At 58.3% G+C, this 25,510-nt stretch carries 26 protein-coding genes, 1 tRNA gene and 1 pseudogene; 13 read left to right on the plus strand and 15 right to left on the minus strand.

The genetic code is table 11. From position 1 onward, the window contains the following. The first annotated feature begins 168 nt into the window (after nt 1-168). From ACF0H7_RS04285 to ACF0H7_RS04300, 4 genes and pseudogenes are all read left to right on the plus strand, one after another. Nucleotides 169-1,272 carry an ABC transporter substrate-binding protein gene (locus ACF0H7_RS04285; protein WP_397451558.1) on the plus strand — a complete coding sequence of 368 codons (1,104 nt, stop codon included), beginning with the start codon at nt 169-171 and terminating at the stop codon, nt 1,270-1,272. A 109-nt stretch (nt 1,273-1,381) separates the two neighbouring features. After that, nucleotides 1,382-2,290 carry an ABC transporter permease gene (locus tag ACF0H7_RS04290; RefSeq protein ID WP_397451559.1) on the plus strand — a complete coding sequence of 303 codons (909 nt, stop codon included), beginning with the start codon at nt 1,382-1,384 and terminating at the stop codon, nt 2,288-2,290. Continuing rightward, nucleotides 2,287-3,145: pseudogene (locus ACF0H7_RS04295) on the plus strand (ABC transporter permease). Before ACF0H7_RS04290 ends, ACF0H7_RS04295 begins: the two are co-directional and overlap by 4 nt. Nucleotides 3,146-3,163: 18 nt before the next feature. After that, on the plus strand, nt 3,164-4,219 hold the full coding sequence (locus tag ACF0H7_RS04300) for an ABC transporter ATP-binding protein (protein WP_397451560.1): 1,056 nt from the start codon (nt 3,164-3,166) through the stop codon (nt 4,217-4,219). Nucleotides 4,220-4,226: 7 nt separating this feature from the next. On the opposite strand, the gene ACF0H7_RS04305 is transcribed toward ACF0H7_RS04300, so the two are convergent. Next, on the minus strand, nt 4,227-5,156 hold the full coding sequence (locus ACF0H7_RS04305; RefSeq protein WP_397451561.1) for an AraC family transcriptional regulator N-terminal domain-containing protein: 930 nt from the start codon (nt 5,154-5,156) through the stop codon (nt 4,227-4,229). A gap of 338 nt (nt 5,157-5,494) precedes the next feature. Between ACF0H7_RS04305 and ACF0H7_RS04310 the strand changes: the two genes are divergently transcribed. Both ACF0H7_RS04310 and ACF0H7_RS04315 read left to right on the plus strand, forming a co-directional pair. Continuing rightward, nucleotides 5,495-5,845 carry an antibiotic biosynthesis monooxygenase family protein gene (locus tag ACF0H7_RS04310; RefSeq protein WP_397451562.1) on the plus strand — a complete coding sequence of 117 codons (351 nt, stop codon included), beginning with the start codon at nt 5,495-5,497 and terminating at the stop codon, nt 5,843-5,845. A gap of 168 nt (nt 5,846-6,013) precedes the next feature. Beyond that, a complete protein-coding gene (locus ACF0H7_RS04315) occupies nt 6,014-6,241 on the plus strand; it encodes a hypothetical protein (protein ID WP_397451563.1) in 228 nt (75 codons plus the stop codon). A gap of 6 nt (nt 6,242-6,247) precedes the next feature. On the opposite strand, the gene ACF0H7_RS04320 is transcribed toward ACF0H7_RS04315, so the two are convergent. The 8 genes from ACF0H7_RS04320 to bglX form a co-directional block, all read right to left on the minus strand. Further along, a complete protein-coding gene (locus ACF0H7_RS04320; protein ID WP_397451564.1) occupies nt 6,248-6,871 on the minus strand; it encodes a flavin reductase family protein in 624 nt (207 codons plus the stop codon). 139 nt (nt 6,872-7,010) lie between these two features. After that, nucleotides 7,011-7,280 carry a hypothetical protein gene (locus ACF0H7_RS04325; RefSeq protein WP_397451565.1) on the minus strand — a complete coding sequence of 90 codons (270 nt, stop codon included), beginning with the start codon at nt 7,278-7,280 and terminating at the stop codon, nt 7,011-7,013. Nucleotides 7,281-7,555: 275 nt separating this feature from the next. After that, nucleotides 7,556-7,909, minus strand: a complete 354-nt coding sequence (locus tag ACF0H7_RS04330; RefSeq protein WP_397451566.1) for a hypothetical protein — start codon at nt 7,907-7,909, stop codon at nt 7,556-7,558. 290 nt (nt 7,910-8,199) lie between these two features. Next, entirely contained in the window at nt 8,200-8,322 is a 123-nt protein-coding gene (locus tag ACF0H7_RS04335) for a hypothetical protein (protein ID WP_397451567.1), read from the minus strand. A 312-nt stretch (nt 8,323-8,634) separates the two neighbouring features. Beyond that, nucleotides 8,635-9,957 (minus strand): MFS transporter, encoded by a 1,323-nt coding sequence (locus tag ACF0H7_RS04340; protein ID WP_397451568.1) that lies wholly within the window; start codon nt 9,955-9,957, stop codon nt 8,635-8,637. Nucleotides 9,958-10,137: 180 nt separating this feature from the next. Beyond that, on the minus strand, nt 10,138-11,472 hold the full coding sequence (locus tag ACF0H7_RS04345) for a sigma-54-dependent transcriptional regulator (protein ID WP_397451569.1): 1,335 nt from the start codon (nt 11,470-11,472) through the stop codon (nt 10,138-10,140). A 6-nt stretch (nt 11,473-11,478) separates the two neighbouring features. Then, the gene (locus ACF0H7_RS04350; RefSeq protein ID WP_397451570.1) at nt 11,479-13,233 is read right to left on the minus strand and encodes an ATP-binding protein; all 1,755 of its coding nucleotides are present in this window, start codon (nt 13,231-13,233) and stop codon (nt 11,479-11,481) included. Nucleotides 13,234-13,422: 189 nt separating this feature from the next. Next, entirely contained in the window at nt 13,423-15,708 is a 2,286-nt protein-coding gene (bglX, locus tag ACF0H7_RS04355) for a beta-glucosidase BglX (protein ID WP_397451571.1), read from the minus strand. A 270-nt stretch (nt 15,709-15,978) separates the two neighbouring features. Here bglX and ACF0H7_RS04360 point away from each other — a divergent pair, with 270 nt between their 5' ends. The 4 genes from ACF0H7_RS04360 (at nt 15,979) to ACF0H7_RS04375 (ending at nt 19,305) form a co-directional block, all read left to right on the plus strand. After that, the gene (locus ACF0H7_RS04360) at nt 15,979-16,587 is read left to right on the plus strand and encodes a LemA family protein (RefSeq protein WP_397451572.1); all 609 of its coding nucleotides are present in this window, start codon (nt 15,979-15,981) and stop codon (nt 16,585-16,587) included. Further along, the gene (locus tag ACF0H7_RS04365; RefSeq protein ID WP_397451573.1) at nt 16,587-17,315 is read left to right on the plus strand and encodes a TPM domain-containing protein; all 729 of its coding nucleotides are present in this window, start codon (nt 16,587-16,589) and stop codon (nt 17,313-17,315) included. Before ACF0H7_RS04360 ends, ACF0H7_RS04365 begins: the two co-directional genes overlap by 1 nt. A gap of 52 nt (nt 17,316-17,367) precedes the next feature. After that, nucleotides 17,368-17,985: a TPM domain-containing protein gene (locus ACF0H7_RS04370; RefSeq protein ID WP_397451574.1), complete on the plus strand. Its 618-nt coding sequence runs from the start codon at nt 17,368-17,370 to the stop codon at nt 17,983-17,985. Nucleotides 17,986-18,087: 102 nt separating this feature from the next. Beyond that, nucleotides 18,088-19,305, plus strand: coding sequence for a class I SAM-dependent methyltransferase (locus ACF0H7_RS04375; protein ID WP_397451575.1), 1,218 nt, complete (start codon nt 18,088-18,090; stop codon nt 19,303-19,305). Here ACF0H7_RS04375 and ACF0H7_RS04380 read toward each other — a convergent pair whose 3' ends face one another. The 4 genes from ACF0H7_RS04380 to ACF0H7_RS04395 all read right to left on the minus strand — a co-directional run bounded on the left by ACF0H7_RS04380 (nt 19,306) and on the right by ACF0H7_RS04395 (nt 22,373). Then, nucleotides 19,306-20,202: a DMT family transporter gene (locus ACF0H7_RS04380; protein ID WP_397451576.1), complete on the minus strand. Its 897-nt coding sequence runs from the start codon at nt 20,200-20,202 to the stop codon at nt 19,306-19,308. 117 nt (nt 20,203-20,319) lie between these two features. Further along, a complete protein-coding gene (locus tag ACF0H7_RS04385) occupies nt 20,320-21,351 on the minus strand; it encodes a DUF4917 family protein (protein ID WP_397451577.1) in 1,032 nt (343 codons plus the stop codon). Nucleotides 21,352-21,595: 244 nt separating this feature from the next. Beyond that, on the minus strand, nt 21,596-22,006 hold the full coding sequence (locus ACF0H7_RS04390) for a VOC family protein (protein WP_397451578.1): 411 nt from the start codon (nt 22,004-22,006) through the stop codon (nt 21,596-21,598). Nucleotides 22,007-22,100: 94 nt separating this feature from the next. Beyond that, nucleotides 22,101-22,373 carry a hypothetical protein gene (locus ACF0H7_RS04395; RefSeq protein ID WP_397451579.1) on the minus strand — a complete coding sequence of 91 codons (273 nt, stop codon included), beginning with the start codon at nt 22,371-22,373 and terminating at the stop codon, nt 22,101-22,103. Nucleotides 22,374-22,576: 203 nt separating this feature from the next. Here ACF0H7_RS04395 and ACF0H7_RS04400 point away from each other — a divergent pair, with 203 nt between their 5' ends. The 3 genes from ACF0H7_RS04400 (at nt 22,577) to ACF0H7_RS04410 (ending at nt 23,936) form a co-directional block, all read left to right on the plus strand. Further along, a complete protein-coding gene (locus tag ACF0H7_RS04400; RefSeq protein WP_397451580.1) occupies nt 22,577-22,981 on the plus strand; it encodes a helix-turn-helix domain-containing protein in 405 nt (134 codons plus the stop codon). 38 nt (nt 22,982-23,019) lie between these two features. Continuing rightward, nucleotides 23,020-23,145, plus strand: a complete 126-nt coding sequence (locus tag ACF0H7_RS04405) for a DUF2798 domain-containing protein (RefSeq protein ID WP_397451581.1) — start codon at nt 23,020-23,022, stop codon at nt 23,143-23,145. A gap of 200 nt (nt 23,146-23,345) precedes the next feature. Further along, nucleotides 23,346-23,936: a hypothetical protein gene (locus ACF0H7_RS04410; protein ID WP_397451582.1), complete on the plus strand. Its 591-nt coding sequence runs from the start codon at nt 23,346-23,348 to the stop codon at nt 23,934-23,936. A gap of 234 nt (nt 23,937-24,170) precedes the next feature. Here the strand turns inward: ACF0H7_RS04410 and ACF0H7_RS04415 are convergent. Both ACF0H7_RS04415 and ACF0H7_RS04420 read right to left on the minus strand, forming a co-directional pair. Then, nucleotides 24,171-24,244: transfer RNA gene (locus ACF0H7_RS04415), tRNA-Gly, on the minus strand. Between the two features lie 216 nt (nt 24,245-24,460). Beyond that, nucleotides 24,461-25,345, minus strand: coding sequence for an alpha/beta fold hydrolase (locus tag ACF0H7_RS04420; RefSeq protein WP_397451583.1), 885 nt, complete (start codon nt 25,343-25,345; stop codon nt 24,461-24,463). Nucleotides 25,346-25,510: the final 165 nt, after the last annotated feature.

Below are 25,510 nucleotides of genomic sequence, written 5' to 3' on the forward strand. Positions count from 1 at the left end.
TCAATGACAAACTTTCGATTGTTGCGACTTCCGCTGCGCCTCAGGATGACCCTATCGAAACGGCCAAACGCCCCGGTCTACGGGCGCTCCAGCTGATCGACAGACGCTCTAAGCCGCTGGCAATGAAGCGATCAAACCTTACTTTTAGAAAAACAAAAGGAGTCCGGCATGGGCGAGCATGATTTGAACAGAAGGCAATTCATCAAGGCTGTGGGCGTCACATCGGTGGCCGCAGCAGCGATGTCCATGCCCTTCATCCGGGCGAGTGCCAGCGACACCAAATTCCAGGGCAAAACCCTGCGTCTGCTCACCTGGTCGGATGACACCGGTCTGGCCGCATTGCGCAATATCGCCGCCACCTTTGAAGCCAAAACTGGCGCCAAGGTGATCGCCGACCGCACCGGCAGCACCTCGGAAATGGTCGCCAAGCTCAAGGCTGGCGGTGATCGCCCGCAGTACGACATCATCACCCTGGCTGGTGTTGGCGCCGAAGGCCTGGCTGCAGCCGGTCTGCTGGAAAAGCCTGACCTGAACCGCATCCCGAATATCGTCGATGTACCGGAAAAATACCGCACCGGCGCCAACGGCCACGGCATCGGTTACCTGCTCTGGTGCAACAGCCTGATCTACAGCACCCGCACCGTGAAAGAGGCGCCGACCAGCTACGCCGCCCTGTGGGACAAGGACATGGCGCCGAACATCTTCCTGCCGCCGCCAAACTGGACCGAGGCCATGGACCTGATCATCATCGCCGCCAAACTGGCCGGTGGTGACGAGCACAACATCGAGCCTGGCTTCAAGAAGCTGGCCGAGTTGAAAGACCGCGTGGTGACCCTGGGCGAGAACCCGAACCAGATCGCCGAGCTGTTCCGCACCGGCTCGCTGGACATGGGTGGCCTGTACGCACCGGCGTTTTTCCCGAAGCAGATTCGCGATCCAAACTACGGTCTGGGCGCTACTTTCGGCATGAAGGAAGGTTTTTATACTGACCTGATGCAGTCGGTGATGCCGAAAAACCGTCCAGGCGACACCGACCTGGCCTACGCCTTCCTCAACCACTCGCTGGACCCGCTGGTGCAAGGCAAGATGGCCGAAGACATCTTCAACGGCCCGGTCAACTCCAAAGCTATCATCTCGGCCGAAGCGCGCAAGAGCCCGTACATCCTCACGCCGGAGCAGATCGCCGACAAAGCGATCATGCACGACAACGCCTTCCTGGCCACCGTTCACGATCAATGGATTCGTCGTTACACGGAAATTTTCTCTTCCTGATCTGACGCTATCGTGGGCAAGCCCGCTCCTACATGTGGACACGATTCCCTGTAGGAGTCGGGCTTGCTCTCGATTTGCGGTGTAACTGACGCCCAACGAGATCATTGCCATGGAACACCCGTCTTTGACCCCCGCGGTCAGCGTGGCCTTGCCACGCCCGGCCAAAACGATTTCCCCCACGGCACGCGCATGGCTTTTCCTGACGCCATCGATGCTGTTTCTTGCCGTGCTGATCGCTGCCAGCCTACTGGTGTTGCGCATGAGCGTCGGCACCAAGGGCGCCGAATGGAGCGGCTTCAGCCTTGCCAGTTATGCACAGCTGGTTGAGCCCTATTACCTGAAATCCTTGCTGCTGACATTGCGTCTGGCGCTTTTCAGCGCAGTCATCGCCGTGATCCTGGCGATCCCGGTGGGCTACACCATGTCGCGCTTGCAAGCGCCATTGTTGCGCCGGATTTTCCTTGCTGCGGTGCTGTTGCCGTTGCTGGTCAACCTGCTGCTGCAAAGCTACGGTTGGTTGGTGATTCTTGGCCCGGCCGGGATGCTCAATAAGGCGTTAATGAGCCTGGGTATCATCAGCCGCCCGATCATGTTGCTGTACAACCAGAACGGCGTGTTGATGGGCCTGGTGCAAACCGCCTTTCCGTTGGCCGTATTGCCGATCGCCAGCGCCATGCGCGGGGTTTCCCGCAGTTACGAAGAAGCCGCCGCCACCCTTGGCGCCAGCCGTTTTCAGGTGTTTCGCCAGGTGGTACTGCCGATGAGTCTGCCGGGGATCATCACCGGCGCAACGCTGGTGTTTGCCTACAACGCCAGCAGCTTTGTCGTACCGCTGCTGCTGGGTGGCCGCCGGGTGCCGATGCTGGCGGTGATGGTCCATGACCAGATCGCCCCACTGATGAACTGGCCCGCAGCCTCGGCGGCCGGCGTCGTGCTGATCGTCACCACCTTGGCAATCATGACCCTTTCCGAATACATCACGGGCCGTCGTCGCCGTCAGCTGGAGGCTTCGCAATGAGCAGTTCTTCGAAAAGCCGTTTGCGCTTTCAACCGTTGTTGCCGGGTGATACCGGGCGCTTCGCTGGCCTGCTGTCGGGGTTCATTCTGTTGCTGGCGGTGTTGCCGATTCTGACCATGATCGTCATGTCGTTCAGCGGCGCGGCGAACCTCGACTTCCCGCCCAGCAGCTACAGCCTGCAATGGTACAAAGCTGCCTGGCAGACCTTCGTCTCGCCGGATGCCAGCGATGTGCTGAGCCTCGGCAAAGCCATGGTCACCAGCCTGTGGGTGGCGTGCCTGACCATGGTCGCTGGCGACCGTAGTCGCCGTGCCGGCATCCTACGCGCTGACCCGCTGTGAATTCCGTGGCAAAGGCGTGGCACTGCAACTGATGTCGCTGCCCTTGGTGTTTCCGATGGTGGTGCTCGGTCTGGCGTTGTTGTTGATTTTCGACAGCTTGCCGTTCCAGATGAATACCTCACGGTTGGTCATCGCCCACGTCATCCTCGCGCTGCCGTTCGTGGTGAAAAACTGCACGGCGGCGATGATGTCCATCGGCACCGAAGTCGAAGAGGCCGCGCAAATGCTCGGCGCCTCACCGACCCGTGCGATCTTCGATGTGGTCGTGCCGTTGATGAAGTCAGGGATACTCGCCGGGATGTTGTTGGCGTTCATCGTCTCGTTCAACGAGTTCACCGTGACCTACTTCCTCTACAACATCGACGTGATGACCGTGCCGATCTGGATGTACAGCCGCACCGTGTCCTCGCTCGACCCAACCGTATTCTCGTTTGCCGTGCTGATCGTGCTGATCGACTTCGTCCTGATCTGGGCGTTGGAGAAGCTGGTTGGTGAAGGTGGCGTTTCGTTCTGATTTTTTGAGGTTTGGACCATGACCGGATTAATGTTGGAAAACGTCGAGAAATTCTACGGCTCGGCGTGCGCGGTAACCGACGTCAACCTGCACCTGCCTGAAGGCAAACTGGTGTGCTTCCTTGGCCCGTCGGGCTGTGGCAAAACCACCTTGCTGCGGATGATCGCTGGCCTGGAAACCTTGAGCAGCGGCGAGATTCGTCTGGACGGCGAAGACGTCAGCCACACCCCGGCGCATCAGCGCAATTTCGGCATGGTGTTCCAGTCGCTGGCGCTGTTCCCGCACATGACCGTCGGTGAAAACATTGCTTATCCGTTGAAACTGCGCGGCGTAAGCAAAGCCGATCAACAGGCGAGGGTGGTTGAGTTGCTGGACCTGATCCAGTTGCAACCGATGATCAATCGGCCAGTGGCCAAGCTTTCAGGCGGTCAGCGCCAGCGCGTGGCGATTGCCAGGGCGATTGCTTCGCACCCGAAACTGTTGTTGCTGGACGAGCCGTTGTCAGCGTTGGATGCCAAACTGCGCGAGTCGATGCAGGTGGAAATCCGCCAACTGCAACAACGCCTGAACATCACCACCATTCTGGTGACCCACGACCAGCGCGAAGCCATGACCATGGCTGATATCGTGGTGGTGTTGGGGCAGAATCGGGTGCAACAGGTGGGAACGCCGATCGAGATCTATCGCAACCCGGCCAACGAATTCGTCGCTGATTTCATTGGTTCGGGCAATATCTTTCCAGCCACTGCGCTGGGTGATGGCCGCGTCGGTTTGCCGGGTGGGGAAGCGCTGCAAGTGCCGATCTGCACCAGCATTCAGGCGGGGTCTGCGATCAAGATGCTGGTGCGTCCTGAAGACTTGCAACTGTCGTCGCCGCTGCCGACGTCGGGCAACCGTTTGTTGGGCAAGGTGACCTTCGTTCGCGACATCGGCGCCACCATCGAAACCACGGTGGATTGTGGCGGCCTGTCGCTGACGGCACTGAGCACGCCGAACCAGGACTTCGGTCTGGGCATTGGTCATCCGGTGTCGATCACCATTCCTGCCGAAGCCTGTCGGGTACTGACTGCCTGACCGCCGATCAGACGCTCTTGCGCAACCGGGCCAGGTCGCGCGAGGGCGGAGCGCCGAACAAGCGGCTGTATTCACGACTGAACTGCGACGGGCTTTCATAGCCTACGCGATACCCCGCCGCGGACGCGTCCAACCCGTCCGCGAGCATCAAACGCCGGGCTTCCTGCAAGCGCAGTTGCTTCTGATACTGCAACGGGCTCATGGCCGTTACCGATTTGAAGCGATGATGCAGCGTCGACACGCTGAGATTCACTTCGCGCGCCAACTCCTCGATGCGCAGCGGTTGCTCGAAATGATTGTTCAACCACTTTACGGCTTGTGTGACGCGATGGGTCTGACTGTTGGAGATGGCAATTTCGTATAACCGGTAGCCTTCCGGACTGCGCAGCAAGCGATAGAGGATTTCACGCTGGATCAGCGGCGCGAGCATGGCGATGTCTTTTGGCGTCGCCAGCAAGCGAGCCAGGCGTAACACGGCATCCAGCAATTGCGCATCGATCTTTTCCACGTACAGCCCACGCCCGCTGGGCCGGGTGGGAACGCTCATCGGGCCGGCTTCGGCAATCAACGCGTTGATTTGCGCCGGGTCGATATCCAGACGTGCCGAGAGGTTCGGCCGCTCAGGCGACGCATGTTGGATGCAGCCACTCATCGGCATCGCCACCGAGATCACCAGATAATTCAGCGGGTCATAGGTGTAGGTTTCTTCGCCAAGGCTGACCTCTTTGCTGCCTTGGGCGAGGATGCACAGGGCTGGCTGCACCAGCGTCGGAATCGACTGTAGCGGATGGTCATGGCAAACCATGTGCAACTGCGGGACGGCGGTCGGGAAGGAGCCATCTTCAGGTGCGAAGCGGCGAATGATGCTGGCCAGTTCGACGCGCTGCTTCTCCATCTCGTCGTCTACGGGAGCGCTGAAATGCTCACTCTGCGTCATGCCTTGAATCCTCTGGAAATCTACCGATGGCCACAGCCTATTTTTGTGCAAAGAAAAGCGTTATCCGAATCCTGCCTGATGCTTGCCTGATTCTGCTGGCGGGCACATAAAGTGTCACAAAGCGCTGTCTAGACTAGTTTGAACTTGCTCGATGCTGCGCCGCCAGTACTGGTTTCGCGGTCTCTTGCCCAGTCCTGAGAAAGCACCCCTGCGCAGAAATAGGCAAGAACCGGGCAGAAACCGGCTAACGGATATTTCCGCCAACCCTTAATCTTTGCTCCTGTAACAAACCGCACGACACACCTTACACAAGCGTTTCACCCGCAGGAGTGCAAAGCATGACCAAGCCAAACCCAGTGAGTCACCTCGTCTTTGCCCGCGCCGCAGCAGGCTGCAGCGCACACTTGGGCGTGCGCTTGAGCAGCTTGATCGAACCCGCACTGGACCTGCCCGGGTGCCTGAGTTTTGCGCTGCAGCAATCGTTGCTTGACCCTGAGATATGGATGTTGAACGGTGTATGGACCAGTGAGTTGGCGATGACGGGTTGGTTTGCGACGCCGGAGCTGAGCGTGTTTTCCGAGCTGGTGCAGGAGCGGGTTGTCAGCAGCCTGGATTTCCAGACCTTCAAGCAAGTGACCGCCATTCAAGCCGAAACCGCGTGTCAGCCAACACAGAAGATGGTGGGCTGAGCACAAGCCCCTTGTAGGAGCGAGCTTGCTCGCGATCAGCTTGATGCGGTTTGTCAGTTAAATCGCTATCGCGAGCAAGCTCGCTCCTACAGAGGTCGTACTCCTCCATAAACACTGTGCAAACAGTTTAGAATCGCCACGATTTCATTAACTGGCAGGACATGTGGCATGGCACGTAAAGAATTCAACGACGTCGAAGCAGTTTCCGCAGTGATTCCGGGCGAGGGTGGCTACAGTGCGGCGATTGCTGTCAAAGCCCTTAGTGCGGGTGTGCCTCGTTTTCATCGTGTGCTGGACGGGCAAACCTTTAAGACTGCCCATGAAGCCGACCAGGCCGCGACAGAAGAACTGGCGCGACTGGTCGATGTCGACGCGGACGGCGAACTGGTGTTTTAAACCGATTTACGCTCTCGGGCGGTACATCTTGAACAGTGATTCAGGGCCTAGCGAGAAATAATCCGCCGGACCGCCTCCGCGCAAAATGTGTTCGGCGGTCGCCGTGTCGTAAATGCCATCCTTGAGCATCGACTTGGCGATATGCACCGCCACCACTTCCCCCAGCACCAGCCAGGTCGGCACCAATTCCTTGTCCGCGCGCTGCAGCTGAATAATCTGCGTCACCTTACACTCGAACGCCACAGGGGTTTCCAGCACGCGCGGCACCTTGACGATGCGTGAGGCCACGGGCGTGAGGTTCGCCAGTTCAAATTCATTGACGTCGGGCGGCACTGGCGCGCAGCTCTGATTCATTGCATCCGCCAGCGAACGGGTCGCCAGGTTCCAGACGAACTCACCGGTTTGCTCGATATTATTCAGGCTGTCTTTGCGACCGACACTGGCGAAACCAATAATCGGCGGCGTGTAGTTGAAACCATTGAAGAAGCTGTACGGCGCCAGATTTAACTTGCCATCAGCGTCATGGGATGAAATCCAGCCGATAGGCCGCGGGCCGACGATGGCGTTGAAGGGGTCGTGCGGCAGTCCATGCCCTTTACCAGGTTCGTAGAAGTGAATGTCGTCTGACATGGCGGGCTTCCTGATGACAGCAGTTGTTCGAAATAGACGCTCATAGTGCAAGCCATCCGCTGTGGTTGCCAGACTTGACTTTCATCGCGCGCAAAATTAAGCCCGGCAAAGGCCGGGCTGAATACTGGAACGGGCAATCTTAGCTGGTACGGTTTGCACCGACGTGATCAGCGCCGTCTTGAGCGAGGCGGTTAGCGCCTACGTGGTCGGCACCATCTTGAGCAACGCGGTTTGCACCAACGTGATCAGCGCCATCCTGAGCTACACGGTTTGCACCGACGTGATCAGCACCATCCTGAGTAACGCGGTCTGTGTGGTGGTCTGCGTCACCAGCGAAGGCTGGCAGGGTGAACGTTGCACCGGCCAGTACCGAGAACGCCAAGCCAAAAATCAGTTTAGAAGTTTTCATTTTAGTTGCTCCGAAAGACTTGATAAGGGGTTGTAAGTTGCTCTGGGGTTTATTTTACGCCTCCCACTTTTATTAAGAATTCAATCCGGTTAGTAGCAAACATTGCTGAAATTGATAGTGGAAAAAATGCTTTGTTATCAACTGATTAGTTGTGCATTGCGTCCTCTGTGGCAGGCTTGCCTGCGAAGGGCCTATCAACACGATCGGGGTATTTTCTGACAGGCAAAATTAAGCCCGGCAAAGGCCGGGCTGAAAGGGAAAGCAGTGTTGCGGTATTAGCTGGTGCGGTTTGCACCGACGTGGTCAGCGCCATCTTGAGCAAGGCGATTAGCGCCTACGTGGTCGGCACCATCGGCAGCCTGGCGGTTTGCACCCACGTGGTCAGCGCCATCTTGAGCGAGACGGTTAGCGCCTACGTGGTCAGCACCATCGGCAGCCTGGCGGTTTGCACCGACGTGGTCAGCGCCATCTTGAGCAAGGCGGTTAGCACCGACGTGATCAGCACCATCGGAAGTGATATGGGCGGCATGGGTATGAGCCGAACCATTTTCCGCGAAGGCTGGCAGGGAGAACGCGCTGCTTGCCAGTACCGAGAAAGCCAGACCAAAAATCAGTTTCGAAGTTTTCATGGGGGTTGCTCCAATTCGTTCAATTTAGGTGCGAGGACGTTGTCTCTCGCTATGGAATGAATTTTACGCCTCAGCCATTTATTAAGAAGTTAATAAGGGTGCTATCGATTATCGTCGGAATTGATAGTGTGATAATTAATATATTAATCAATTAGTTATGACTGTTTTTCAGGCGAAGCAACGCCACACCCACTGAAGGTGTATGGGAAGGGTGAACTTTTTCAGCGAGGCGAACTGTAACCGGGAGCGCGCCGAACGGCGTGCTTGAGGGCGCTATCAGGCGGTTGCTTTCAGGCCTTCAGCGCCCAGGTGATCAGTGCGGTCAATAGCAGGCCAGTCAGCAGAAAGGTAACCAGCACCATCAGCAGCAAAGTGGTTTGCACCGAGGAGATCAAAGCCATTAGCAGCATCATGATATTCACCTGTGGAATCAACGCCATACACGGAGTTGTGGGTGGGCATGAAATGAATCCTACGCTGCCCTGTTTTTTTAAGAAGTTAATCGAGTCACTACTGACCATTATTGAAATTGATAGTCGATAAAAGTATTTAAAATCATGTGGTTAAGCTGTATGTCGACTAAAGTTTCAAGTGGTTTTGACGCAGGTTTTGAGAGGTCGAAGGGCAGTATTGATAGGCACTACAGGCAACAAAAAGGGGCGGTCACATGCAGTGGCCACCCCTGTTTTTTTACCTGATCGCTGATCAGTAAACCGTTATGAACATCAGTCAGTGTCGATCCGCGAATGCTTGCGGGTGTCTTTCATGAACACATACACCAGCAACGAAATGGCGATGCAGGCAGTGACGTACCAGTAGTAGCCGGTCTCCATGCCAATGCTCTTGAACCATAGGGCGATGTATTCAGCGGTACCGCCGAAGATCGATACGGTCAGGGCATAAGGCAGACCTACGCCCAGCGCACGGATTTCGGTCGGGAACAGTTCAGCCTTCACCACCGCGTTGATTGAGGTGTAGCCGCTGACAATGATCAAGGCGGCCATGATCAGGAAGAACGCGCCCCACCAGCTTTGAATCGTGTGCAGAGTGGTCAGGATCGGCACCGTGCACAGCGTTCCCAGCACCCCGAAGGCGATCAGGATCGGACGACGGCCGATTTTATCCGACAGCGCGCCGATGACTGGTTGCAGGCACATGAACAGAAACAGGGTGGCCGCAGAGATGGTGGTGGAATCGGAAATGCTCATGCCGACGGTGTTCACCAGGTACTTCTGCATATAAGTGGTGTAGGTGTAGAACGCCAGCGTGCCGCCCATGGTCAGGCCGACCACGGTCATCAGCTCTTTCGGATGACGCATCAGTGTGCGCATCAGGCTTTCTTTTGGCTCCTTTTTCTTCTTGGTGAACGACTCGGTTTCTTCCATGCCACGACGCAGATACAGCGCGACCACGGCACACAGCGCGCCGATCACGAACGGGATCCGCCAGCCCCACGCGTACAGCTGCTCGGAAGTCAGGGTCTGTTGCAAGACGATCAGCACGCCCAGGGCGATAAGCTGGCCTGAAATCAGCGTGACGTACTGGAAGCTGGAGAAGAAGCCGCGACGCTCCTTGGTCGCCATTTCGCTGAGGTAGGTCGCGGAGGTGCCGTATTCGCCGCCCACTGACAGACCTTGCAACAGACGGGCGAACACCAGCAGGATCGGGGCGCCGACGCCGATGACTTCATAGCTCGGGGTCAGGGCAATGACCAACGAGCCGAAGCACATCAACAGCACCGAGGCCATCAGCGCCGCTTTACGACCGGCACGGTCAGCGTACAGGCCCATCAACCAGCCACCGATCGGACGCATCAGGAAGCCCACGGCAAAGATTGCAGCTGTGTTCAGCAATTGCGCGGTGGTGTCGCCTTTTGGGAAGAAGGATTTGGCGAAGTACAGTGAGAAGGCAGCGTAGACGTACCAGTCGTACCACTCGACCATGTTGCCGACGGAACCGCTGAAAATCGATTTCAGGCGATTGCCTGTGCTGCGTTCTTTGGTCGACACGGCAGCCGACCCTTGAGACAGGGTATTGGAAGTTTCCATCACGGATCCTGTAAGTCATTGTTTTTAGTGAAGCGCGCGCAAGCGCAGCCTGACTGTCCTATAGCAGGAGCTGTGCCAGTGCCGAGAGGGCCGATCTAGAGGGGTTTTGCCGGTTTTATCGGCGAAAATCCGCTTAGTGCGTTGGTTTGCATAAGCGGAATTTTGCCTATTGCTGAAGGGCTAAGGGTTGGGAAGGAACATCTCCCGTTGCAGCCCGTGACGCTGCATTTTTTCATTAAGGGTTCGGCGCGGCAGTTGCAGTTCCTGCAACACGGCCTTGATGTCGCCCTTGTGCCGACCCAACGCCGCGCGCAGGCAGTGAGCTTCGAAAGCTTCCTGTTGCGTGGCCAGCGATTGCCCCGCCTCAATCGCCGCAGGTTCCGTCTGACCCAGTCCGAGCACCTGGCGTTCTGCCGCGTTGGCCAGTTCACGCACGTTGCCAGGCCAGTCATGACTCAACAGCTGACTCAATTGCATGCCGCTTAGAACAGGTGCCTTGCGCCCCAGGCGATCGGCGGCGGTGCGGGCGAAATGGCCGAACAGCAACGGGATGTCTTCCCGGCGCTCTCGCAAGGGCGGCAGGCGCAGCTCCGCGACGTTCAAGCGATACGCCAGGTCTTCGCGGAACCTCCCGGCCCGCGCCTCGTCCAGCAAGTCCGGTTTGGTGGCGGCGATGATGCGGATATCAACGTGGATGCTCTGGTTCGAACCCAGGCGTTCCAGGCGTTGCTCCTGCAGGACGCGCAACAGTTTTACCTGTTGGGCCAGCGGCATGCTTTCAATCTCGTCGAGGAACAAGGTGCCGCCGTCGGCGTATTCCAGCTTGCCGATACGCTTGCCCTGGGCGCCGGTGAAGGCGCCACTTTCATGGCCAAACAGCTCGGCTTCGAACAGTTGCTCCGGAATCGCTGCGCAATTCAGGGCGACAAAGGCTTTGCCGGCGCGCGGACCGAAATCATGCAGGCAGCGCGCGACCAGTTCTTTGCCGCTGCCGGTTTCGCCGCGAATCACCACGTTGACCGGCAATGCCGACAAATCCAGCACTTGTCGGCGCAAGGTCTGTAAGCCAAGGGACACGCCGAGCAGGGTTGCGTCGAGCCGTGCCTTGGCGTCGGCCTGTTCATGCAGGCGGCGGTTCTCCAGCACCAGTTGGCGTTTCTCCAATGCCCGACGCAGCGTGCGCATCAGACTCTCCGGGCTGAAGGGTTTTTCCAGAAAGTCGTAGGCACCGTCGCGCATGGCATCCACGGCCATCGGCACGTCGCCATGGCCGGTGAGCAGGATGACCGGCAAATCCGGGTCGAGGGCTTGCAGACGATCCAGCAGTTCCAGGCCTCCGATTCCCGGCATGCGCACGTCACTGAGGATCACGCCGGGGAAGTGCTCGGGAAGGGCCGCCAGGCAGTCTTCGGCGCGACGATGGAGGTGCACGTCGAAGCCCGACAGCGACAACCACTGCTGCACTGCATCGCGGATGCTGGCTTCGTCGTCGACCACCATTACAGAGTTCAGCATGTAGGATCAGGCCTCGGGATCAGTGGGCAGGGTAAGCATGAAGCGTGCGCCGTTGCCATGATTGGCCACGGTCAGCGTCCCGCCGGATTCATGGATGATGGCGTAAGACACTGCCAGCCCCAACCCCAGACCGTCACCCACCGGCTTGGTGGTGAAAAACGGGTCGAACACGTTGGCCAGATATTCCGCGCCAATGCCGCCGCCACTGTCGCTGACACTCAGGCACCAACCGGGGGGTATGGCGTCGATACAGACTTCAAGTCGCTTGAGCGGCTTGTCACGCATGGCGTCCAGGGCGTTGCGCAGCAGATTGATCAGCACTTGCTCGAGACGAATGGCATCACCTCGTACCCAGGCCGGGCGCGTCAGGTGCAGGACGCATTCAATCTGTTCGTCACGCACGCGGGGCTCCAGCAGCAACAGGGCCTGATCGACCACCGTCGCCAGGTCCAGCCGTTCGCGCAGGCCACCGGGGCTTTTGCGGGCGAAGGTCTTCAAGTGGCCGGTCAATGCGGCCATGCGGGTCAATTGCTGATCGATGGGCGTCAGCGCCTTGTAGGCGTCATCGACCCGGCCGTGGTCCAGCAGCAGGCGCAGCGTGGCCAGTTGCATGCGCTGAGCGGTCAGCGGTTGATTGATTTCGTGGGCCAGCGCCGCCGACATCTGCCCCAGCGCCGCCAGCTTGGCGGACTGCACCAAGCCGTCCTGAGCGGTGCGCAGGTCACGGGTTCGTTCCTCTACCAAGCGCTCCAGTTCCTCGCGGCTGCGCTGCCGCAGGCGCGCCAGGCGCCAGCGCTGATAAAGAAACAGGCTGAGAAACACCAGGGTCAGCCAGATACCTGCGGCAGCCAGAGCCGCATTACGGGTGTCCTCGGCAGGAACCACGGGTTTGCGCAGCAGGTGCAAGGTCCAGCCCTCGGAGGCCAGTGGCAGCGACTCCCACAGGTAGTCGGCCTTGCCATCGGGCGCGTCGACCCGGCTCAAGTGGCTGTTGGCGTCGAACTCACGAATCACCTGGCGATTCAGCGCTGACAGCGGGTGCTTGTCGTACTGTCGGGTGGCCGCCAGTTCTGTGCGGTCTGCGGGCGAAACCGGCAGCAACTCGCGATACCGCCAGGCGTCCTGGCTGGCAAGGAACACGATGCCCTTGGCGTCGCTGACCAACAGCACGTCTTCTCCCTGGCCCCATTCGCGTTCGAGATCCGGGAACTCCAGTTTCACCACCATGGCGCCGAGAAAGTCGCCGCTGTCGCTGGTCACCGCATTAGCCAGAAAATAACCGGGAATGCCGCTAGTGACGCCTACGGCATAGAAGTGCCCGGTGCCTTGCGCCTTGGTCTGCAGGAAGTACGGGCGAAAACCGTAGTTATGCCCGACGTAGCTGCTGGGCAAGCGCCAGTTACTCGCGCCGATGGCCAGGCCGGTGCGGTCCAGCAGTTCCAGGGTTGAAGACTGCGCGGCACTGTTGATTCGTTCCAGCCGGCGATTCAGCGCATCCTGGGTTTCAGGGCTGATCGGGCCAAGCAGCGCCGAGCGTAGTTCAGGGTCGAGTGCGAGGACGGCAGGCAGGGCGCGATAGCGTTCGATCAGGGTGTGCAAGGTATTGCCGTACAACGCCAGTTGCTCGCTGGCGCGCGTGGCATCGTCGGCCAAAGCGTGGCGCTCGGCCTGACGTATCGCCAACCCGGCAGCCAGCACCGCGCCAGCGAGAATCAGCAGCACGTAGGAACAGAGGCGCAAAAGGCGAGGGGTAAAGGGCATGATGATGCAAGCATAGGTGAACCGGCGGGCACCTTAGCATGCGGCGAGGTGGAGAATAATCAGCTGTTTGGCAGATAGTGTGTCGCCGGGCAGGCCGTTGGTGTGCAGGAGCGGGCTTGCCCGCGATGGCGTCGTTTCTGACACACCGCGTCAAGCTGACCGCGGGCAAGCCCGCTCCTGCCAATCGGGTTACAGCAGGCTAAAACTCTGCTGTTTCACATCCTGCGAATCGAGGCCGATCATCACGTCGAACACACCGGGCTCAGCGGCGTACTTCAGCTGCGAGTTGTAGAACTTCAGATCATCTTCGCTCAGGGTGAAGGTGATGACCTTCTCTTCCCCGGCCTTCAGCATGACTTTCTGGAAGTTCTTCAGCTCTTTGACCGGACGGCTGATCGAGGCCGCAACGTCGTGCAGGTAAAGCTGCACAACGGTTTCTCCGTCATATTTGCCGCTGTTTTTCAGGGTGACACTGGCGGTCAGCTTGCCGCCGCGCTTAAGGGTGTCATTGGACAAGGTCACGTCGGACAGGCTGAACTGGGTGTAGCTCAGGCCAAAACCGAACGGAAACAGCGGCCCGTTGGTTTCTTCAAAGTACTGCGAGGTGTAGTTACCCGGCTTGCCTGGCACGTACGGGCGACCCGTTCCGAAGTGCGCGTAGTAGACCGGCAGTTGTCCGATTGAGCGCGGGAAGGACATCGCCAGCTTGCCCGACGGGTTGTAGTCGCCGAACAGCACGTCGGCCACCGCGTTACCGCCTTCGGTGCCCGGGAACCAGGTTTCCAGCATCGCGTCAGCCTGTTGCTGTTCCTTGACCAGGGTCAGCGGGCGACCGTTCATCAGCACCAGCACCAATGGCTTGCCGGTGGCTTTCAGCGCGGCAATCAAATCCCGTTGGCGGCCTGGCAGGTTGAGGGTGGTGCGGCTGGCCGATTCGTGGGACATGCCCCGCGACTCGCCGACCACAGCGACCACCACATCGGCCTGCTGTGCGGCCTTGACCGCTTCGTCGATCATTTCCTGGGCTGGACGCGGGTCGACTTCCACCTCGGTGATCATGAAGTTGAGGTACTCGAGGATCTTCGGATCGTCAGAAACGTTGGCGCCTCGGGCGTAGATCAACTTGGCCTTATTGCCGACCGCATTGGTCAGGCCTTCAAACACGGTCACGGTTTGATTCGGCACGCCAGCGGCGGACCAACTGCCGAGCATGTCCAGATGGCTTTTCGCCAAGGCGCCGACTACCGCGATGGTGCCTTGTTTCTTCAGCGGCAGGGTCTGGTTGTCGTTTTTCAACAGAACCAGGGTCTTGCGTGCCACTTCACGCGCTTGCGGGCGGTGCAGCAGGCTGTCGGCGTAGGTGTCTTGCGGGTCCTGGGCGGCAGCGCCGATGCGGCGGTACGGGTCGGCGAACAGGCCCATGTCGTACTTGGCGCCGAGCACTTCACGCACGGCGTTGTCGATGTCTTGCTGGGCGATTTCGCCGTCCTTGAGCAGCGCCGGCAGCTGTTCGCCGTACACCTTGTCGTTCATGCTCATGTCGACGCCGGCCTTGATTGCCAGTTTCGCGGCTTCACGGTCATCGCGAGCGACGCCGTGGCGAATCAGTTCCTTGATCGCACCGTGGTCGCTGATGGTCACGCCTTTGAAGCCCCACTCCTTGCGCAGCAGGTCTTTCAACAGCCACGTGTTGGCGGTTGCTGGAACACCGTTGACGGCGTTGAGGGCGATCATCACCCCGCCGGCACCGGCGTCGAGGGAGGCGCGATAAGGCGGCAGGTAATCCTGGTACATCCGCGTCGGACTCATGTCGACGCTGTTGTAGTCCTTGCCACCTTCCACGGCGCCGTACAGGGCGAAGTGTTTGACGATCGGCATCAGGCTGTCGGCACCGCCCGGATGCTGGCCGTTAAAGGAATTGGTCATGACTTTGGCAATGCGTGACACCAGGTAGGTGTCTTCGCCGAAACCTTCGGAGCTGCGGCCCCAACGCGGATCGCGGGAGATATCGACCATTGGTGCGAAGGTCATGTCCAGACTGTCGGCGGTCGCTTCGATGGCCGAGATACGACCAGCGAGACCGATGGCGTCCATGTCCCAGCTGGCGGCCAGGCCGAGGCTGATCGGGAAAATCGTGCGTTGGCCGTGAATGACGTCATAGGCAAAGAACATCGGAATTTTCAGACGGCTGTGAGCGACAGCCGCGTCCTGCAATGGACGGTTTTCCGAGCGCGTGATGGAGTTGAACGTGCCGCCAATGCGACCGGCGGCAATTTCCTTGAGAATTTGAGGCTGCGGCATTTCCGGGCCAATACTGATCAGTCGCAATTGCCCGATTTTTTCATCGAGGGTCATTTGCTTCATCAAATTGGCAATGAATGCGTTTTTATTGTGCAACAGGGTGGCGTTGGTCTCGGCCATGACCGATTGACTGGCAAGGCCTACAACAAGGCCCAGCAAACACAGCTTATTCATGAATATTTTCTCAAGGCGTTCTTCAGCCACTCAGAGCAAGTACTGGTCAGCCAATTTTTTTAAGGTATGAGTCTGGTGCGCGTGTTATCGATCAGGGCGAGCCGCCGCTGAACTCTTTATGGCGCAGAGCATCTTTCAAGCGCTGCGAGTTTTAGCGCATTGCGCGTCAGGACACCAGTCTTGGGCGCGGATTATGCCGGGGTTCGCTGGATTTGGCTAAAGTCAGTCTACTGGCTCGAAAGAAAATGTATTTCAAAGGGAGAAAAGGACATGCAAACCCCACGGGGCCGCCGCTTCAGTTGGTCTATGACAGCCTTGATGTTGCTGAGCACGCTGCTCACCGGGTGTGGTATCAACAACATTCCCACCTATGACGAACAGGTCAAGGCCGCGTGGGCACAGGTGCAGAACCAGTATCAGCGTCGTGCCGACCTGATCCCCAACCTGGTGGAGACGGTCAAGGGCTATGCCAAACAAGAGCAGGAAACCCTGACTGCCGTCATTGAGGCGCGGGCCAAGGCGACCTCGATCCAGATCGACGCCAATAGCTTGAACGATCCGGAAAAGCTGAAACAGTTTCAACAAGCGCAAGGTCAACTGACGGGCGCGTTGAGTCGTTTGATGGTGGTGTCAGAGCGTTACCCGGATTTGAAATCCAACCAGAACTTCCTCGCCTTGCAATCGCAACTGGAAGGCACGGAAAACCGCATCAGCGTGGCGCGCAAGGACTTCATCGCTGCGGTCGAACGCTACAACACTGAAATTCGCACCTTCCCCGGTCGGCTCTGGCACTCGTTGATGTACAGCGATTTACCGATTCGGCCGAATTTCGACGCAACCACCCCAGGCGCGGATACCGCTCCGCAAGTGAAGTTCTGATGAAAACCCTGCGGCGGATTTTGGCGGCTGCGTTGCTGACGATTGCCACCTTGGCCCTGGCCGATTTGTCATTTCCGACCTTGACCGGACGAGTGGTCGACAGCGCGCAGCTGATTGACGCACAAAACCGTACGCAATTGACCGAAATGCTCGCCGCCCATGAGAAGTCCACCGGTGAACAACTGGTGGTGGTCACGTTGCCCAACCTGCAGGGCACTACCATCGAGGATTACGGCTATCAGTTGGGGCGTGCCTGGGGCATCGGGCATGCAGACAAGAATAACGGCGCGCTGCTGATCGTCGCTCGGGATGATCACAAAATGCGCATCGAAGTCGGCTATGGCCTTGAGGATCGGCTGACGGACGCCCAGTCGTCGGTGATCATCAACCAAATCATCGCCCCGTCGTTCAAAGCGGGTAACTTTTCCGGCGGCATCACGCAGGGCGTGCAGGCAATGATTCAGGTGCTGGGCGGCGATCCGTTGGCCGAGCCCGAACCGTTGGCAGCGGACCTTGGCAACACGCCTGGCGAGGACATCACTCAGACCGTGTTGTTTTTCGTGTTGCTGGTGTTTGTCATCTTTATCAGTTCACGCTGGGGTGGTGGCGGACGTTCGGGGGGAAGATTCATCGGTGGCGGCGGGTTTGGTTCCAGCAGTTCCGGGGGCGGAGGTTTCAGTGGCGGTGGCGGGAGTTTTGGCGGGGGCGGCGCGTCCGGCAGTTGGTAATAAATAGAAGCGAGTCGTTGGTCATCAATGAATCTGCGAGTGAATGTACGCCATGGCCTTACTGAGTTACGACGAACAGCGTCAGGTGGCCGAAGCGGTCGCTCGGGTCGAGCAACGCACGGATGCCGAACTGGTGACGGTGTTGACCGCACAATCGGATGACTACACCTATGTGCCCTTGATCTGGGCCGGGTTGCTGGCGTTGCTGGGGCCGGGATTGCTCAACTACTTTCCGGGCTGGCTGAGCGCCAATGAGCTGCTGTTGAGTCAAATCATCACCTTTGTTGTGGCGGCGCTGATCATGCGCGTGCCGACGGTGACCTCGCAGTTGATCCCGCTTGGAGTGCGTCATTGGCGCGCCAGCAACCTGGCCCGGCGGCAGTTTCTGGAGCAGAACCTGCATCACACGGTGGGTGGAACCGGGATTTTGATCTTTGTCTCGGAAGCCGAGCGTTATGTGGAAATCCTGGTCGATCGGGGCATTAGCAGTCGTCTGGATGATCAGGTCTGGCAGGCGCTGATCGATACCTTTACCCAGCGCGTGACCGACGGGCAGGTTCTGGAGGGTTTTCTGGGGTGTATCGAGGCCTGTGGTGAGTTGTTGGCGATGCATGTGCCGGTGACACACACGCGCAATGAATTGCCGAATCGGCTGGTGATATTGGGGTAAGTGGGTGCCGCCAATCGCCTGCCGGCAATTAAATTAACCCTCCACCGACAACCCGCCTAAAATGGCCGCCTCGTTATTGCCAGCCCCCCGAGGCGTTTTCTGATGTCAGCCACTGCAACCTCCACCCAGCCTGTGCCGGACCACCGTGCGCAATTCTTGAGCCTGCTCGACACCAGTCTGTCGCAGAACTCCTTTATCAAGCTGGTGCTGGCCAAGTACGTTGGCGCTGAGGTCGAGTTGCAGCGAATCATCATCAAACTGATGACGATCAAGGAACTGCCGCACCTGTCGCTCGTGTATCGCTACAAAACCCGCGACATCACCAAGAATTTTCCACTGTCGGAAGGGGTGGCGCTGATTGCCGATCTGCTGCCGGAGTCGTTCAAGAATGCACATCTGCTGTCCCTGACCGACGAAGTGCAGCTGGAATTCAGCAAGAAAGGCAAAAGCACACTGTTCAAGAGCAAGGCGCAGCAGGAGCGTGAAGCGCCTTCGGCCGGGCATGATCGCGAGAAGAAGCGCTTTCTGGAGCTGACGCGGCCGTTTCTCACCGATCTCGGCGTGACCAATAAGCAGCACGAACTGATCCCGGCCATGTCGCGCAAATGGAAGCAGATCAACAAGTTCATCGAGGTGTTTTCCCACGCCTTGAGCACGTCGCCGCTGAAGCTGGACCAACCGATCAAGGTCGCCGACTTTGGTTCGGGCAAGGGCTATCTGACGTTCGCCATCCACGATTACCTGCGCAATACCTTGCAAGCCGAAGGCGAGGTGACGGGCGTCGAGTTGCGCGAAGACATGGTGACCCTGTGCAACAGCGCTGCCGAGCGGCTGGACCATCCGGGGCTGGTGTTCAAGCACGGCGATGTGCGCACGGTGGCGCCGAGCGAGCTGGATGTGATGATCGCCCTGCATGCCTGTGACATCGCCACCGACTACGCGATCCACACCGGGATTCGCTGCGGTGCGGCGATCATCATGTGTTCGCCGTGCTGCCACAAACAGATTCGCTTGCAGATCCAGAGCCCGGCCCTGCTGCGGCCGATGCTGCAATATGGCCTGCACATGGGCCAGCAGGCGGAGATGGTCACCGATAGCCTGCGCGCCCTGTACCTTGAAGTGTGCGGTTACGAAACCAAGGTCTTCGAGTTCATCTCACTGGAGCACACCAACAAGAACAAAATGATTCTTGCGGTGAAGCGCGCCGAACCGCTGAAGCAGACGGAACTGCTGGCGAAAATCCAGGAGTTGAAGACGTTCTACGGGATTCAGGAACACTGCCTGGAAACCTTGCTCCAGGCAGATGGCCTTATCGGTTGATCAGCGACTGCTGACCAGGGTTTTGGGCGCAATGACTGTGGTCTTGCGCCCCAGAACCACGGTGAGGATCACGCCGCCAGCAAACACCCAGGTAATCGGGTCGATATGTTCGCCGAAAAACAGTGCGGAAAAGGCCATGGTGAAGAAGATCTGCAGCAACTGCACCTGACTGACCCGCGAGATACCGCCCATGGCCAGACCTGCGTACCAGGCGAAGAACCCGATGAACTGCGAGAAGATCGACACATAACCAAAGGCCCACCAGGCGCCGGTCGAGATCGGTCCTTGATGTTGCATCGCCAGATACACCACCGGCCCGATCAGTACCGGAATCGACAGCACCAGAGCCCAGCAGATCACTTGCCAGCCGCCCATTTCCTTGGCCAGTCGGCCACCCTCGGCGTAACCCAGCGCACCGATGCCAATCGCCGCCAGCATCCATAAATCGCCCGGCTGGATGCTGCCCGCGCCGCTGATCAGGGCATAGCCCAATACCAACGCGCTACCTAACGCCGCGCAGCCCCAAAAGGCTTTCGACGGTCGTTCGTGGGACAGCCACGCCGCATAGATCGCCACGAACAACGGTTGCAGGCCGTTGACCAGCGCGCCGTGGGACGCGGGCAGGGTTTTCATCGCCCAGGCCGACAGCACCGGGAAGCCGATGATGACGCCGAGCGCCACCAGGGCCAGGCCTTTGATCTGTGCCCAGGTCGGCCATTTCTCTCGACGGATCAACAGCAACAGCGCCGCTGGAATCGCCGCCAGCAGTGCACGGCCCAGGCCGTTGAGGAGCGGGTGGACTTCCTGAACCACGATGCGGGTCATGGGCAGGGTCAGACTGAAAATAATCACCCCGATCAGGCCCAGGGCCATACCGGTGTTTTCGCGAGAGGACATGATCGAAGCAAGGCCTGTGGTTATTGGTTTTGTTAAGCGTTATCTAGCCACAAACCGTCGCTCAGCGCCCTCACAGCTAGTAACAGATTTATCCGTACAGTTGGCCAGTTGTTGGCGCTAAGGCTTAGGGGTTGGCAGCGGCGTATTCAGACCTTCGATCGACACGGACAGGTCGGGATCACCCAGCGGATGGGTCTTGGCGTTGAAGAACTTCAGGGCCACGCCAAGGCCTTCGAACAGACTGCTGTAGTGGCGCTTCTGATGCTGAATAAACGCGTCGCTGCGGGGCAGGATCGACAACGCAATGGTCTTGATCCCTGCGTGTTTGATCGCGTCAACGATATGCCGATCCTGCTTGCCCAGTGCGTGGCCGAAGATGCACAACGCGTCCTTGTGACTGGCCAATTGGGCGTGGCAGAACGACAAGTAGTCGGTGTGACGGATCATTTTCTGCTTGTTGGCACTGCTGTCCTCACTGACGAAAATCGGCACGTCGTCCAGCGCATTGATGGCAAAACTGCCGAGTAAGGTGCTCTCCGACGACTGCAGTTTGCGCACGCTGCCGTCGAGGTTTTTCACCAAGTGCAGGCCACCGTGCAAGTACAGCATGCGCGTGGTTTTGGCGGTCGTCTGATAGCGGTCGAAGCTGGCGTTTTCGTCGAACTGATCGTTGAATTTCTGCGGCGATTGCATCACGGCCCAATAGCACAGCAGGTCATAATTGGTCGAGTACACGGTGCGATATTGGCTGAGTTCCTGATTGATCCGGACCAAGGATTTTTCGTCGACCAGACGCCACGGAATATGAACCGAGCGGATCGCGTGGATCAGCGCTTCCTTGATCGCGAAGTAGCGATTGCGCGGCGACGACGAACTGATGGTCAGCGCCGCATTGACGCGCATGGCGCTTTTCAACGCACTCAATACCGGCTCGAAATTGCTGGTGTCCAGGGCTTTGAACACCGCCAGCTCGGTCTGGCTCAACGGTTTGTTGCGGGTGGTCTCGGCCACGTCGAACAATGCGTCGTAGGAAAAGTTCTTCCACATCGCCAGGCTCGCGCCATTGCCGACCAACAAGCCGGAAAACACAGTGCTCGCACGCACGTCGTCCCAGTGGGCCAGTTCGGCATCAAAATCCGTGAATTCCATAATCTCAGTTCGTCGTTATCAAAATCGGGAGGGGCAGCGCGGGAGGGGACTTTAGCACGGTGCCTTTAGAACTTGATGCGGAGAACGGATAGCTTGTTTTGACAACGTCGTAAATTCGGGTTGTTGGTGCTGCTGACGCTTTGAGGCGCTGATTCCGTAGCAGTCCGGCTTGCCGGTGTCAGCGCTTATAAGCCCGTCATCGCCGGCAAGCCGGACTGCTACAGTCAGGAAAGGGGCGGGGTGCTCAAGCACTCTCGCAATTCACCATCCACGCCACGCCAAAGCGATCGGTCAACATGCCGAAGCGCTCGGCCCAGAAGGTTTTGCTCAGTGGCATGGTCACCGAGCCGCCGGCTTCCAGCGCGCTGAATACACGTTCGGCCTCTGCGACGCTGTTGACATTGACCGACACGGAAAAGCCCTTGGAACCCTGGAAAGGGTAGTCGGCAGTGGTGTCCGAGCCCATCAGTGCCTGGTCGCCGACTTCAAGGCGAACATGCATGATGCGGTTCTTGTCTTGCTCTGCCAGCTTTGCGCTCTCGGGGCCTTCGCCGAAACGCATCATCATTGCCAGATTACCGTTGAGGGCCTGGGCGTAATGCTTGAAAGCCGCTTCGCACTGGCCGTCGAATATGAGATAGGTATTGAGTTTCATAATGCCTCCGCAGTGTTCGGGTTAATCGAATTTTGAGTGTAGGCAGGGAAGGCGGATTCGCCCGGGGGATGGATGGGCGACCGCCTGCCGTTTATCAGCCTCGTCGACTACGACGGGTTGCGCGGCGTGAAAGGGCCCGGGTCAGTTCATTCTGGGTGCCGGAAGGGCTCAGGCTTTTCAGCGGGATGGACGAGGCTCGGCCGTTCGGGAATTTAAGCGTCGCGCGGTCGCCCCTGATCTTCATGATCACACCGTGTGAGCGGTAAATGTGCGCCATTTTCGGCCGGTTGATAACTTTGACACAGGCAGCCCTGTCGCCGATTCGGAACCTGTAGTTGGCGGGGCAAAGACTGAGTTTTACTTGCATGGTGTAGCTCCTTGAGTGTGACCGGTGTCGGGATGCAGTTCCTCGGCAGCGCGTGTCGTTCCTGGTAGTGAAAGGTAATAGCTTTTCCCGGGAGAGGCGTGGTTCGGGGTTTTGTTGTTGGTTAAGATGGCCCCGTTGCGCGCAGACTATTTACTATTAAATGATAAAACAAGCGATTACATATTTTGATGCAGAACAGATCCTTGAATGCCGTTCTTGAGCGCTTGCTCTCCATATATGGGCTGGAGACTGATAGCGATTTGGCACGAAAGCTCGATGTGAACCGACAGACCTTAGGCAGCTGGAGGAGCAGAAACTCAATTCCTTATTCATTATGCATAAAAGTATGTGAGGCGGAGTCGATCTCGTTGAACTGGTTTTTTGCCGGCGAAGGCCCGATGCGCAGTGATCAGCAGCCGATGGCGGGCGCTGGTGGCCCGGCGCTCAGTGATTGGGAAGCGTCGGCGATCGGTCATATGAGGGCGCTGACGGACGAAGACCGGCGCGCGGTCTTGAACGTGATCGAGGAGAAAAAGAGGTCCCGAGAGCTGGAACGGCGCGTGGAAGAGTTGTCGGCAGCACTTTACAAGAAGAAGCGACAGGTCTGACCTGTTCCGTCGCAGCGGCGATTGCCAGCCTGTCGTTCATGGTCACCGGAGATTTTGTGGTTCATTGGCTCGGCGTTTGGCTGCCGTCCTCGATCACCATCCTGCCCATCCTGCTGATGGCAGCGCCCTTGATTCGCAGGCTGGCGGATGTGGTAAACCGATGAATGGTTTCAGCTGGAATAGTTCTTATTTGCCGACGTAAAACAGTATGAAAATCCTTTAGTACTGGGGATAACGTCAGGTCATCTCTCAAGTGCGACTACATCCGCGCAAGCCACTCCCGTCGGGCTTTCGCAGAATGGCCCCTCATTTGCACTAGCCTTGAGCGTGGTAAATCACCACCAGACGCAAGTCGGAGGTTCATATGCTATTCCAGAAAGTTTTACTGACGTTGGCTATCGGTGGGGTGCTGTCGGCATCCATCGTGCTGGTTCCGGACACCATTTCCCACGACTCCAGTGCTTATGCCAAGGACGGCGGAGGCGGAGGCGGCGGTGGAGGCGGAGGCAGCGGTGGAGGCGGCGGTGGAGGTGGTGGAGGTGGCGGAGGCGGTAGCGGCGGAGGGGGCGGTGGTAGTGGGGGCGGCGGCGGAAGTGGTGGCGGTGGAAACGGCGGTGGCGGTTCCAGCGGCAGCGGTCACGGCGGTTCCAGCGCCAGCAGCGGTCACTCGGGCTCAAGCAACAGCGGCCCCGGCGCTAATTCCGGACCTGGAAATGCAGCTGGCGTAGCCACTTCCGGGCGCAACAGTGAACATGCCGAACCAGGCGACGACCACGGCAACCATGCTGGCGAAGTCGGCGATGACCACGGCAACCATGCTGGCGAAGTCGGCGATGATCACGGTAATCATGCTGGTGAAGTCGGCGATGACCACGGTAACCATGCCGGCCAGGTCGGCGATGATCATGGCGTTCACGCCAATGGCGAGCCGGGCGATGATCGGGGCGGCGCCTGACGGCAACTGATTCATTCATGCAAAATTCCGGGGACGGGTTTTGTATGTCGAACCAAGGCAGTATCCACGTCCCCCCCATTCCCCACCCATTCCGGGTGAAAATCCCCAGTCTGGTTTGAATCCTGATTTGATCAAGGCAGCAGCGACTCTACCGTTTGTCTGGCGACAACGGTGCGAACAAGCTTCGAGGGTTAAAGCAGGGGGGGATTTTACGGTTTGGCAAGGAAGCAGAGGTGGAGCGGGTAGAGGGAATCGAACCCTCGTCGGAAGCTTGGGAAGCTACTGTTCTACCATTAAACTATACCCGCTCAGAGCGGCTGACTTTGTACCAGATGTCAGCGCCGAGTTGAAGTGCTAATTTTTTCTGAAGGCGATTTTTCGCGTTTTACAGGTCAAGCAACACTGCCCGGCAGACTGCTTTAGCAGCGGTGCGGTGATCCGAGAAGCCTGCTGCCGCAGTCATAGAATGCGCTGCAATGTCTGTGGGGACGCAAATAAGCCGGTTCCCACAGACACGCATTCCTTCAAAGCGCAAAGGCATAGTGGCTTTGGACTTGGGTATAGCGTTTACGTTGCGGGGCCGGTTCTGGTTTCAGGAAACCCAGCAGGGCTTTTTGCGAGTCGCAGCAGGCCGCTTTGTGCTCCATGTCCAGGAAGTGTCCGGTGCTCTTGATGGTGCTGAACTCGCAGTTGCGTACGTGGTTACCAAACAGGCGCGCGCCCTCGACTGCGGTGTATTCGTCCCACTCGCCATTGAGGAACAACACAGGCACGTCGATGTTTTGTGCGGCGCTCAGGTAGCACAGCTGGTCTTTGCACAGGACCTGGCTGATATGAAAGTGCATCTGCACGTATTCATGGATATCGAGGCCGCTGACGTGCCGATAGTTGAAGCGTTTGAACAATGACGGCAGGTGTTTGCCAATGGTGTTGTTCACCAGATGGCCGACTTCATGCCGGTCGAACGCGCCAAGGTGGCGAACGCCGCGCTCCAGGTAGTCGCGCATGTGTTCGTTGACCACTGGCGAAAACGAACTGATCACGGCTTTTTCGATCCGACGCGGTTTTTGCGCGAGGGCGATCAGGGTGGCGGCACCGCCCCATGAGAAAGACAGCACGTGCTCGGCGGCAAAGTGGTCGATCAATTCCAGAAGGATCTGGCCTTCCAGTTCTTTGGTCAGCGGTTTGCCGTGCAGGTTGTGGGCTTTGGATTTGCCCGCGTAGGGTTGGTCGTACAGCACCACGTTAAATTGCGGGTACAGGTTGCGAGCGGTCTGAGCGAAGGACGCAGTGGTGGCCATTGAGCCGTTGACCAGGATGATGGTCTTTTCGGCTGCGTCTGCGCGATAGAACTCCGTGTAAACCCGGTACTGGCCTTGTATATCAAGCACAGCGATTTCTGGCCTCATGTCGTAGGACTCCTGGCGTAGAACAGGTATGCGCGCAGATGAGACTGCACGAGTTTCATGACAGGTAGGCATACGCCTTGGAAGTGAGCCCATGTCGATCCCGTGTGGTCTGGTCGACAGGTATTGTTATTGGCGGGCGGTTTGTCGGCTCGGAGCCAGAGGCTC

The sequence above is a fragment of the Pseudomonas sp. NA-150 genome, from assembly GCF_044336365.1.
In the GTDB taxonomy this organism is placed as follows: Bacteria; Pseudomonadota; Gammaproteobacteria; order Pseudomonadales; family Pseudomonadaceae; genus Aquipseudomonas.